10 protein-coding genes and 2 pseudogenes are annotated in these 11,292 nt (G+C 41.0%); 11 read left to right on the top strand and 1 reads right to left on the bottom strand.

Going from position 1 to position 11,292, the window contains the following annotated elements; all coding sequences use genetic code 11:
• Positions 1-214 (top strand): annotated as a pseudogene (locus TR08_RS32365) (hypothetical protein); the annotation flags it as partial.
• Positions 215-882: 668 nt separating this feature from the next.
• On the top strand, positions 883-1,581 hold the full coding sequence (locus TR08_RS04205; RefSeq protein WP_045516013.1) for a hypothetical protein: 699 nt from the start codon (positions 883-885) through the stop codon (positions 1,579-1,581).
• Positions 1,582-2,069: 488 nt separating this feature from the next.
• Here TR08_RS04205 and TR08_RS04195 read toward each other — a convergent pair whose 3' ends face one another.
• A complete protein-coding gene (locus TR08_RS04195) occupies positions 2,070-2,516 on the bottom strand; it encodes a hypothetical protein (RefSeq protein ID WP_238579075.1) in 447 nt (148 codons plus the stop codon).
• Between the two features lie 255 nt (positions 2,517-2,771).
• On the opposite strand from TR08_RS04195, the gene yhfZ reads away from it, so the two are divergent.
• From yhfZ to TR08_RS04150, 9 genes and pseudogenes are all read left to right on the top strand, one after another.
• Positions 2,772-3,704, top strand: coding sequence for a GntR family transcriptional regulator YhfZ (gene yhfZ / locus TR08_RS04190; protein ID WP_045516010.1), 933 nt, complete (start codon positions 2,772-2,774; stop codon positions 3,702-3,704).
• 63 nt (positions 3,705-3,767) lie between these two features.
• Positions 3,768-4,145 carry a PRD domain-containing protein gene (locus TR08_RS04185; protein WP_045516008.1) on the top strand — a complete coding sequence of 126 codons (378 nt, stop codon included), beginning with the start codon at positions 3,768-3,770 and terminating at the stop codon, positions 4,143-4,145.
• Complete coding sequence (locus TR08_RS04180; RefSeq protein WP_045516006.1) at positions 4,145-4,501, top strand: DUF2620 domain-containing protein; 357 nt, start codon at positions 4,145-4,147, stop codon at positions 4,499-4,501. Before TR08_RS04185 ends, TR08_RS04180 begins: the two co-directional genes overlap by 1 nt.
• A 28-nt stretch (positions 4,502-4,529) precedes the next feature.
• Positions 4,530-5,822 carry a YhfT family protein gene (locus tag TR08_RS04175; RefSeq protein WP_045516005.1) on the top strand — a complete coding sequence of 431 codons (1,293 nt, stop codon included), beginning with the start codon at positions 4,530-4,532 and terminating at the stop codon, positions 5,820-5,822.
• A 104-nt stretch (positions 5,823-5,926) separates the two neighbouring features.
• Positions 5,927-6,841: a phosphotriesterase family protein gene (locus tag TR08_RS04170; protein WP_045516004.1), complete on the top strand. Its 915-nt coding sequence runs from the start codon at positions 5,927-5,929 to the stop codon at positions 6,839-6,841.
• A gap of 3 nt (positions 6,842-6,844) precedes the next feature.
• Positions 6,845-7,981 (top strand): aminotransferase class V-fold PLP-dependent enzyme, encoded by a 1,137-nt coding sequence (locus TR08_RS04165; protein ID WP_045516003.1) that lies wholly within the window; start codon positions 6,845-6,847, stop codon positions 7,979-7,981.
• 43 nt (positions 7,982-8,024) lie between these two features.
• A complete protein-coding gene (locus TR08_RS04160; RefSeq protein ID WP_045516002.1) occupies positions 8,025-9,185 on the top strand; it encodes a YhfX family PLP-dependent enzyme in 1,161 nt (386 codons plus the stop codon).
• 2 nt (positions 9,186-9,187) lie between these two features.
• Complete coding sequence (locus TR08_RS04155) at positions 9,188-10,381, top strand: phosphopentomutase (RefSeq protein WP_045516001.1); 1,194 nt, start codon at positions 9,188-9,190, stop codon at positions 10,379-10,381.
• A gap of 656 nt (positions 10,382-11,037) precedes the next feature.
• Positions 11,038-11,292 (top strand): annotated as a pseudogene (locus TR08_RS04150) (RNA-guided endonuclease InsQ/TnpB family protein); the annotation flags it as partial.

The raw sequence follows: 11,292 nt of genomic DNA, 5'->3' as shown, positions 1-11,292 counted from the left end.
AACTATTTTTAGTGGGTATCGAAGCACTAGAGCTTTTTACAAAATTAGGGGCTCAAAAGTTCTAATCCATGCAGATGTAAATGGGGCCTTTAATATCGTTCGAAAACATGTGAAGAATGCCTTTGAAGGGCTTGAAAGAAATCAATTCCTTCAAGCTCCACAGAAAATCATCATCATGAAAAATAGCCATGCAAAGCTGAAGGCTTCGGCCTGATGTATTAGCGGGACTTGTGGTAGCCCACGTAAAGACAATGGTGCTTTTTAAGACTATTCTTTCGAAACCCCTAGCTTTAGCTATGGGGATACTCATGAACCTCACCTCTAGAAACTGTTCCAATCCTTGACAAAAAAATCACCAGAAAACAACTCGAAGTTCGTTTTTCAAAAGGATTTAAGGTAGTTTTAATTAATCGTTTAGTTAGTTAAAATAGTTGAAAATAAGATACAGAAATGTTGAATCCTGGCAGCTAGTGCTGACAATAGTAGATTAATGGTTTGGTTCTTCTAATAGGCATATTTTTGCTCCATTATCGAAGATAGTGGTTTTTCGATTAATTGCAGTCACTAGAAATAATAATGATAACCGAATGTTGAGTAACTAGATTGGTTAAACTATCTCCAAATTTGGAGGTTCCGCAAACAGTGCAGGAATATTAGTAGTTTATTAAAATGTAGGTGTGGGTAAATAAAAAGGGAAGATTTCTAGCTGCTTAGAAACCTCCTTTTAACTTGCATCTCTAATCTATTATTTGATTAGTGATAGTGTCAGAGCAGTTGATTTTCTAAATTGTAACTATTGAACCATTTTTGGAAAAATAGGGAACGTTTTCATCTCTAATCCGTCTTATAAGTATAGATATATTTTGGGGAGGTAATGAAAAGATGAAACATGGTTTAATTTTGATAACTCTTTTGATGTTAATGGCTGCATGTTCTTCTGAAGATGTTTCTCAGAGGAAGGTAGATACTACCAATGAATTATCTCCACAAACTATCACGTTGGAACAAACCAAAACCATTACTGAAAAAGAAATGATTGAGAGCAATCAAGAAATTAAACAGATAAACAGTGAAAATAATTACAGCGTTGAAACGCAAAGTCCCCGTTTAATTTCTTCTCAGACAGAAGAAGAAAAGGAAAATGAAATTCCATCCGTATCACAGGAACCTTCGGATTCACTAGTGTCTGAAAATGAAGAAACACAGACCGAGGATTATATTATTATCGGAGATTCAAAATATATTAATTTGATGCATGAAGAAAAATTTAATGACTGGATAACTGTTGCGAATGAATATGGGGCAACACTTTATGCTATTCCATATTCTGATGTTTTTGCAATTGTGAAAGATGGAGAGGTACTCGTTGGTATGAGTACTGGGGTTGCAAATGCCACACCAAACAATATAGATATTCTTTGTGATTTGATGTTAGATAAAGGCGAGTCTACAGAAAAAATTATAGAAGGTATCAAACATGTGGCTCAAACGGGAGAAAGTGTTCAATTGGTAGGTCCGCAAGAATTTGATGATGATTTTTCAATATTGAAGCAGGATGAGTGGATAGTAGTCTCATGGTGAGAACTTCCGGCCTGCCCCTTTTTCTGGAAATTGTGGATTTCTTTTAGTTTTTTCGAATTTCTTTGTAACGTTCTACTGCCCGTTAGTTAGGTTTTGTCCCAGGGCGAAAAAGTATCAATGCAGCTCTACATCTTTGCTCGTAAGACTCTTCCTATCTAACATAGGAGCCTCGTTAGCGAGACAATAAAAATGTGTAATAATCTATACTAGTTGTCCACACCCCTTTGTACCGGGAGCATATATAAAAATGCAATAGTTAGCATTTTTTCAGCAGGGGATTGGAAATGATGAAAGGTAAACATCACCATAAAGATGGCAAACACCACAAGGACCATCACAAAAAATGTAAATGTGATTGCAAATACAAATATAAGTACAAGTACAAATGTAAGAAAAAAGATTAATTTAAGGGAGGGTTCTATATTTTTAGAATCCTTCCTTTTAACGTTTTGCATATAACGTCCATTAGCGTGATAGTGAGTGTAATTTTACACTGATTTTTCAAAAAAAATTATCGTCATCTTTTCTTCCGAAGATGAATTAAAGCATTTCGCTTTGGGTGGTTCACTAGCAGGAAAACGATTAAAGCTATATAGGTTGCTAGACTGTGATCCATTTTTTCGTTTTGTTTCATGGATGGTAAGGATTCCTAATTCTTTGGTTTTAATGGTCATCCGTTTAAACGTAGAGCGGGAGATTCCGTTTCCCTGATACTCATCATTAATTGCTTTTAGCAAAGTCCCAATCTTTGCATTCGAAACCCCGGGAACCTTTGCAGAAAAACGAACCAGCCGTTTCAAACCGACGAGCTCCCCCTTCGAGAACTCCTGCTTCTTCACCGCTAACCACATCTCCACATGTGTATTAAACTCCTGCACACTTTTAAACTGAGAATACCTTTCAAACCCTTCAATCCTGCCTGATTTTAAATTCATAAAAATGCACCAGCCTTTCTACCCTCTAGATAGGAATCCAGAGGGCAAAAGGACATGGTAGATAGGAGAAAGTTGATACAGACTTGTGTACTCCGAGTATGTTTGAGCACCCCCTCCTACTCGTTTTATAGAAGAACCGTCACTGTGGAGTTTTGGAGTTAAAATATTTAGTGGTTGAATTGTATTTATGAAAGCGTTATACTAAGGGTGTACAGAATACGAGATTTTGTATATTGAAGATAAAGAGGTATTTACATGAGTCGAATTTGGGAAAGTTTATATTCGAAAAATGGTTTGGCTGCAAAGTTTATTGCTAAGGAATTAATCCAGGTTCTTGAAGGGGAGAGGATCCCAAGAGTCAGTGATTTTACAGAAAAACTTTCTTTAGGCCGAGGAACGGTTCAAGGAGCTTTAAAGGTTTTGGAGGATTTGCATGCCATTTCCTTAGAATCGAAAGGCCATCTTGGTACATTTTTAAAAAAGAGAGATCTAAATCTTCTCTATGAAATTGCCGGAATCGGACCAATCGTTGGTGTTATGCCTTTGCCGTACTCCCGGAAATATGAAGGTTTAGCAACAGGGATTGTCGAGGCGATTGAGGAAATTCAAAAAAAATCCGGTCTTGCTTTTATGAGAGGAGCAAGAAATCGGCTGGAAGCACTAAAATCCAGGCGTTATGATTTTGCCATTATGTCGGTTTTGGCGGCTGAAGAAGCCATTGCTGAATCTGATAGTTTGGAAATTCTCCGGGCATTCGGGCCGGAAACGTATGTTACGTCACATAAAGTGTTCTTCGCAGAGAAGAACCATAAAAGAATAACAGCTGGTATGCGTGTTGGAATTGACTATTCATCAGCTGACCAAGCCAATATAACCTTGATGGAATGTGAAGGGCTTGACGTGGAATATATAGAAGTGAATTATATGCATCTGTATTCGATGTTGAAAAACGGTAGTATTGATGCAGCTGTATGGAATTCGGATGAAACAAGGGCGCTACAAGCTCTTACATCTTCAGGATTTCAATCGAAAAAAGCGCAGGAACTTGCCGAAAAAGCATCAATGGCAGCGCTTGTGATTGAATCTGAAAGACAGAGTATTAAGAGTCAGCTGGAAATGCTGGATTTTAAAATGATTATTGAGATACAAAAACTGGTGGAAGAGGAAAAGAAGTATCCCCACTATTAGAAAAAGGGGATGTTTCCTGATTCTATCAATATACTAAATACAGTATACTGGAGGATTAAATCAATGATTTTAACTGAGTTAAAAGAGAGGCTGGACATTCTATTAACATCGGATGTTATCGCAACGAAAGCAGCAGATGTTGCAGTTGTGGCATTTATTCATCTTCAATCCTATTTGAAAGAGGATGAGATTGATCAGGCTGAAATGTTGTTTACTCATCTGCCCATGGCGCTCTCGAGAATTGAAAAAGGGGAAAAGGTGGAGGCCCCTCATCCTGACTTACTTACAGAGGTTAGGAACTCTCCGCATTCAGCACAAGCACTCAAGGAAATACAGTATGTCCAAACCTTATGGGAGGAATCACTGCCACAGGAAGAATTGGATTACTTACTGATTCATTACGCGACACTATTACAAATAAACGAAGGAGGAAATGAATAATGAAGATTGTTATTGGAGGACAGGTTGATAAAAAGGAAATTGAACAATTAATTAAGGGTCTTGACAGCTCGATTACGACGATCGTTAAATCCGATCTTGAAGCAGCGATGGCGGTAAAAACAGGTCAGGCCGATTATTATGTTGGCGCATGCCATACTGGAGGCGGCGGAGCTCTTGCGATGGCGATTGCCCTTTTGGGAATGCCGAATTGTGAAACCGTTTCAATGCCTGGACACCAGCCATCAGCTGAAAGGATTGAAAACGCTGTTAAGTCAGGTAAAAAGGCATTTGGATTTACAGCCGATCATAAGGATCAAGCAGTTCCGATGATTATCAATGCGTTAAAAAATAAATAGAAAAAATAACATATAAGGGGGAAAGAACATGGAAATGGCGTTTATTATTTTGATTGGTGCGATTGCTGCCATGTTAGCAAATAGAAATATTGCGGTTTTTAATGACGGGCTGCGGCCAATCGTCTCCGAGCACGTAGAAGGACGGATGACGCGAAGAGACCTTGGCTTCACAGCCTTTGCCATGAGCTTTGGACTTGTAATTGGCTTCGGAATACCGTTTACACTTTCCGCTAGTATCATCCTCGTTCATAGTATTTTGCTAGGAACAGATATTATCGGTTTAATGACTCCAAAGAATAAATGGGGAACACCGCTTGCAGCCCTTATTGGCGGTGCTTATGGAGCAGGATTGTTAGTAGGATTGGAAGGCTTTGTAAAGCTGTTCGATTACCTGCCGCTTAACTTCCTAGAACAAATGGGAGCTGTTGGAACACCAGTTGTTGTTACATTCATGGCATTCCCTGCGCTGGCTGTAGCCATGCAGTTTAGTGTCAAAAAAGGTGTTATCACGTTTATCGTTGCTGCATTAGTTCGCCAGCTGGCTGTTTGGTTAAATGGCACGGAGGTTTTAAATTTCTCTGGTACTCCTGTAACACTGAACCAAGAAGGTATGGCACTTATTGCTGGAATGATCTTTTTAGTTGTTTTTGCGATGAAGGAAAAAGCAGAAGATGGTGCTGGCGTTAATTTAGCCGCTATTTTCAGTGAAAAGGTTGCAAAAATTCGAAAAAATGTTGTTTTCTTTATGGTTATCGGCGGATTAATCGCTGCGGCAACAAACCTCGCTATCATGGCTGGAGACCCAATTTCGTTGAATCTATTAGCTGAAGGTAAAGGATCAGAAGCTGGTTTGGCAGCTGCGGCCCGTGCACTTGGATTTATCCCGCTTGTGGCGAGTACCGCCATTGTTACTGGGGTATATAGCCCAGTAGGTTTCACACTTATTTTCGTTGTCGGCTTCTTCGCTCCTAATGTATGGGTGGCTTTAGTAATCGGAGCCATTGTCATCGCTTTAGAAGTATTGCTATTAAGCTCAATTGCTAAGTTCTTAGATAAATACCCTGGTATCCGTAATTCTGGTGAAAATATCCGCGGTGCGATGACTAAGCTGCTTGAAGTGGCCCTTTTAATCGGTGGTGCAAATGCTTCAAATGCGATTGCTCCAGGATTTGGTTTCTTCTTCATCGCTGGTTTCTACCTGCTGAATGAAATTGCCGGACGTCCAATTGTCCGTATGGCTGTAGGTCCTGTAGGTGCCATTGCTGTTGGTATTATCGCCAATATCCTTGTTGCGCTTGGATTAATGGTAATTCCTCAATAGTATTTGAAAAATAATTGCTTTGGGGCCTTAGTATGATTCGGTATTAAGGCCCTTACACATAATTCTCAAAGAAGACCACATCAACGAAACGGAGTGGAACAAACATGATACAAACCGTTCTTGGAAAAATTTCTCCAGAAGAGTTTGGAGTTTGCTCAGCACATGAGCATCTTTCGATAGATTTATCAAGAATCAAGAAAGACCCTGATACGATTTTAGATGACGAACAAGGCATGATAGAGGAACTAGAGGATTTCTACCGTCTGGGTGGCAGGTCGATGGTCGAGGTTACCAATGACGGCATGGGCCGAGACGTACTTCGTTTAAGGAGATTAAGTGAAGCTACCGGGGTTCATCTTGTTACTTGTACTGGTTTTTACAAGGATCCTTTCATTCCTGAATTTGCACATGGCTGGAGTGCTGAGCAGTTTGCCTCGCATTTTATCAAGGAAGCAACAGAAGGAATCGGTGATACCGGAATCCTGCCGGGCGTTATTGGCGAAGTAGGTACGAGTCATAATGAAATCAAGCCAATTGAAAGAGAACTGCTGATTGGAGCTGCTCTCGCTGGAAAGGCTACAGGTCTTCCTGTCACCACTCACACGACACTTGGAACTCTTGGGTACCAGCAGGTTCAGCTCCTAACGGAATATGGACTTCCGGTCGACCAGATTATTATCGGGCATCAGGATTTGAATGCCAATAAGGATGAAGTACTGGCTGTATTGGAAACCGGTGCGTACATTGCTTTTGATACGATTGGTAAAGTGAATTACCGTCCTGATGAAGAGCGAGTGGAATTTTTGCTTGATTTTATTAAGCTTGGATTTGAAAAACAGATTCTCTTGTCAGCTGATTTAACGCGCAAGTCGCATTGGAAAAAGCACGGAGGTCCTGGATATGGACTTGTCCTCGAGGATTTTATTCCAAAAATGAAGGCAGCGGGCATTTCACAGGATATGCTTGATCAATTTTTAATCATCAATCCATCTAGAGCCTTTTCAATAAGGGAGCGATAAAACATGACAACGTATAATCGGGCTGAACTAAAGTATGCTTATTCCGTTTTGCCTAGCTTATCAATAGAAGAAGCACAAGAAAAACAATTTAAATTGGTTCATATGATGAGCCGCCATTTTGAAGGGAGACAGTTCCTTTCCATGGGTGACCTTGGGGTGGCTCCGAAATATAAACGTCCGGAACAGACGTATCTCGTCGAAAGAGTGTTAGCTGATTTCTTTGGCACGGAAGATTGTGCCCTTGTTCGCGGTGCCGGCACAGGCGCGATTCGCAACATTTTAAGTATGCTTTTATCGGCAGGAGATCAGATGTTCATTCATACGGCTCCTGTTTATACGACGACAAAAGAAACGATACGGATATTGGGGCTTAAAACAGTAGCGGCAGATTACAATGATTTGGATAGTATTCGGGCAGCGATCAAAAACCATCCCGATGTAAAAGTATTTTATGTCCAGCATGCCCGCCAGCAGCCAACAGACCATTACAATCTTGCTGACGTGATTAAGACGGTAAAAGAGGAACGCCCTGATTTGCCAATCGTCGTCGATGATAACTATTGTGCGATGAAAATGAAGGGAATTGGTGTTGAATTAGGAGCCGATTACTCTACCTTTTCTGGCTTTAAACTGCTCGGTCCTGAGGGAATCGCCGTGATCGCAGGTAAAATAGAAGGTATTGAACGCGTTCATCAGTATAACTACTCCGGAGGCGGACAGGTACAAGGCTATGAGGCAATGGAAATGTTGCGGATGATGACCTTCGCACCGGTCTCACTTGCTATTCAAGGTGAACAAGTGGAAAAACTTTGTCAGGAATTGAATGAAGGCGCTGTTGACGGAATTCGCGCTGCGTATATAACCAATGCACAATCGAAAAACGTTATTGTCGAGCTTGAAGATCCGATTGCACAGGAAGTAATTCAATTAAGTGACCATCATGGTGCAGCTACACATCCGGTTGGGGCCGAATCTAAATACGAAATTATTCCAATGATCTACCGCGTATCCGGAAGTTTTCTGGAAGCACAGCCTGAGCTAAAGGAATATGGACTGCGGATTAATCCAATGAAATCCGGTGCAAATACAATTATTGATATTTTACGAAAAGTAATTCCATTAGCTAAAGAAAGCAAATGATGATTTTCCAACTAGATACCCGTAAAGAAAGGGGGAAACTTCTGTGTTTTTGAATGTTACCAAACGTAGGAATCCAAAACTGATTCAAGCAGGTGTAACGCTGCATCAAAGCGGGGAAATACCCCCGAATACGTATGTGATTGACCTGGATCTTTTAAAAGAGAATGTAGAAGCATTGGCTAGGACGGCGAGCGAGCATGATTTCCAGCTCTATTTCATGAGCAAGCAGCTGGGCAGACTCCCCATTATTGGCCAGTTTATTGCTGAGTATGGCATTAAAAAAGCGGTGGCAGTGGAGTTTGATGAAGCGAAGACGTTAGCGGATGGAGGGGTTGCAATCGGCAACGTCGGCCATCTTGTCCAGCCAGGGAAAAACCAATGGCCGGAGGTTTTGTCGTGGAACCCAGAAGTGGTGACACTATTTTCCTATGACCGTGCTTGCCAGCTTTCTTTAGCTGCGGAAAAGACAGGGAAAGTCCAGGACGTGATTCTGAAGGTTTATCGACCGACAGATATGATTTATCCCGGTCAGGAAGGTGGTTTTCTATTAAGTGAACTAGCTGATGAGGTTGAAAGGCTGAAGAATCTCAAGGGGATTTCTGTGGTCGGGGTTACTACCTTCCCTAATTTTCAGTTGGCGGCAGACAAATCGAAAATGGAGCCGACCCCTAACTTTGAAACGTTATTATTGGCTAAAAAAGTCCTTGAAGACCATGGGATAGAAGTGAAGCAGGTGAACGGGCCAAGTGCTACGAGCTGTGAAACGATTCCATTTTTAGCAGAGCAGGGTGTGACACATGGTGAACCAGGACATGCTCTTACTGGAACAACCCCTCTGCATGCTTATTATGACCTTGCAGAGAAGCCGGCTATTGCTTATGTAACAGAGGTTTCGCATGAAGATGAAGATCATTATTATGTGATTGGCGGAGGCTATTATGGTCGTTCTAATCTAACAGGCTGCCTTGTAGGCCATGATGAGAACACCATTTTGGATCAGTATGTACCTGCGATTGAACCTTCACCGGAGGCAATTGACTATTATGGAGCCATTGAAAAGCCAGAGGGTTTTTCGATTACGGCAGGTGATACAGCCGTTTTCTCCTTTCGAACACAGGTGTTTGTGACGAGAGCACATGTCGCTCTTGTTAAAGGAATCCAAAGCGGCAAGCCGGAATTGGTTCACTTTGAAAGGAAATGGTAAGGATGGCAAAAGCAATTTTACTCGTATTGGACAGCTTCGGGATTGGGGCAATGGACGATTGTGAAGAATTTAACGCAGCAGACTGCCGTGCCAATACGTATAAACATATTAGAGAACGTGTCGAATTTTTAAATATCCCTACTTTATATGGGCTGGGTCTTGGCACTCTTGTAGACGGGCAGGATGCACCTTTGAATGCCTATGGATCCTCTGCTCTTGCCCATCACGGAGCAGATACGTATTTAGGACACCAGGAAATTGCAGGAAGCTGCCCAAAACGTTCGAACAAAAGGTTGATGAAAGATATTCATAGTATGCTCGCTGCTGCGCTAAGAGAGGCAGGATACCATGTGGAATACCCATGGAGTGATCGACCAGTATTACTTGTAAACGGTGCGTGTGTCATCGGGGATAATCTCGAATCTGCAGTCGGAAACATTATCAATCTTACGGCTGATTTTAAGAGAATGACCTTCTCGGAATTAAAGGAAGTTGGCAAAGTAGTCCGTCGGCATGTTGATACGAGCCGAGTGATTGCCTTTGGAGGACCTTATACATCCATTGAGCATATCCTGTCTACCATTCATGAGAAAAATCCTGGACAGTGGGGCGTGGATGCGCCAAAAGCCAATGTATACGGAAAAGGCTATGAGGTCTATCATATGGGTTACGGTGTAAACATTGATGGGCAATTCCCCATGATTGCTGCCCGAAATGGATTAAAGGTTTATAGAATTGGAAAAACAGCAGATGTCTTGCATGGTGAAGGCCCTTCCTATCCGATTGTAGATACAGATGAAGTTTTAAGAGTTTTAGAGGAAACGTATTTGAAAGAAAGTGGAGAGGCTGCTTTTCTAGTAAATGTTCAGGAAACAGATTTAGCTGGTCATTCTGAGGATGCGCAGTGGTATGCAAAGCTATTAAATACCACGGACCAGTGGCTGGCGAATTTCCTGCCTAAGATGGAAGAAGAAGATATCCTTATCATCATGGCAGACCATGGGAACGATCCAACCATTGGGCACTCCAACCATACAAGAGAATATGTACCGTTAATGATCGTAGGCCACAAAGTCAAGGCTGCCAATATTGGCAGAAGAAACTCAATGGCCGATGTCGGCGCCACACTAAGTGAATTCTTTGGACTTCCTCAGACAGAAGAAGGGGAAAGTTTTTACAAAGAAATACTCCAATAGTTTTTTTCGAAGATTGATCGTAATTTCGGTACCTGTCACTCTTCGAATATTCAAAAATCCAACCCTTTTGCCGATGGAAACAGGGTTGGATTTTTTTGGTCCTGTTACCCCTGTATTTGGTGTCTATGTCTGTTATCAACAGAAGTAAAGGTAATTATCTATGGGTATGCGGGACACCAGTAGGGGCTGGTTCAGTCGTTCCAGCGTATTGATGTGAGTGTCCATCATTAAAAGATGTAATGCCGTAATGCTGTGAACATGAACAGTTCTTCCATCCCAGGAAGTAATATAAAGTCGATGGGAATGCATTGGGTCTAAACCATCTGAAGCATACATAAAGCCAGAAACAGGGATATCCATGAATATCAACTCATAAAAAAGTTTTTTAACACATAATTCAACCTCTTCTCAAATTGTGCTAATGCCCCATTCGAGTTGAGAAGAGAAAACAATAAGGGTTAAGAGGCTGGCTCAAGAGTCAGCCTCTATTTTATCAAAAAACAGCGTAAAACCCCTAGCTTTAGATATGAGGATATAAGCTGTATTATTTGTTTTTTTGGAAAAAAGTCAGGGCACTTACTATACTTTCTATAAACCTATTTGGTATAATGAAAGTATAAATAGAACATTTGTTCTTGATTGAGGAGGTGAACGAAATGTATAGTGCCTATAAAATACAAATACATCCGGACCATGAATTGTTTGATTACTGTGATTCTCTATGTTTTAAAGCGAAAAATTTGTACAACATTACCAATTACTATATAAGACAGGTCTACACGGCGCTAAAAAAAGAAACGAGAAACGAAAATCAACTTAACGTTATAATGGATATTGAAACACATTTACCTAAAATGAATGAGATTCGCCAGAAAAGTCATGAAAAAGCGAAGGTAAAACCTAAGAAAGTA

This window comes from Neobacillus niacini (genome assembly GCF_000759675.1).
GTDB classification, from domain to species: domain Bacteria; phylum Bacillota; class Bacilli; order Bacillales; family Cytobacillaceae; genus Neobacillus; species Neobacillus niacini_A.
This window is presented reverse-complemented; position numbering and strand designations above follow the sequence as displayed.

What these genes read in the sequence shown, in the direction of transcription:
- TR08_RS04195 (WP_238579075.1), bottom strand. Translation starts at nt 2,516, where the DNA reads ATGAATTTAAAATCAGGCAGGATTGAAGGGTTTGAAAGGTATTCTCAG.
- TR08_RS04185 (WP_045516008.1), top strand. Translation starts at nt 3,768, where the DNA reads ATGATTTTAACTGAGTTAAAAGAGAGGCTGGACATTCTATTAACATCG.
- TR08_RS04170 (WP_045516004.1), top strand. Translation starts at nt 5,927, where the DNA reads ATGATACAAACCGTTCTTGGAAAAATTTCTCCAGAAGAGTTTGGAGTT.
- TR08_RS04180 (WP_045516006.1), top strand. Translation starts at nt 4,145, where the DNA reads ATGAAGATTGTTATTGGAGGACAGGTTGATAAAAAGGAAATTGAACAA.
- TR08_RS04205 (WP_045516013.1), top strand. Translation starts at nt 883, where the DNA reads ATGAAACATGGTTTAATTTTGATAACTCTTTTGATGTTAATGGCTGCA.
- TR08_RS04175 (WP_045516005.1), top strand. Translation starts at nt 4,530, where the DNA reads ATGGAAATGGCGTTTATTATTTTGATTGGTGCGATTGCTGCCATGTTA.
- TR08_RS04165 (WP_045516003.1), top strand. Translation starts at nt 6,845, where the DNA reads ATGACAACGTATAATCGGGCTGAACTAAAGTATGCTTATTCCGTTTTG.
- yhfZ (WP_045516010.1), top strand. Translation starts at nt 2,772, where the DNA reads ATGAGTCGAATTTGGGAAAGTTTATATTCGAAAAATGGTTTGGCTGCA.
- TR08_RS04155 (WP_045516001.1), top strand. Translation starts at nt 9,188, where the DNA reads ATGGCAAAAGCAATTTTACTCGTATTGGACAGCTTCGGGATTGGGGCA.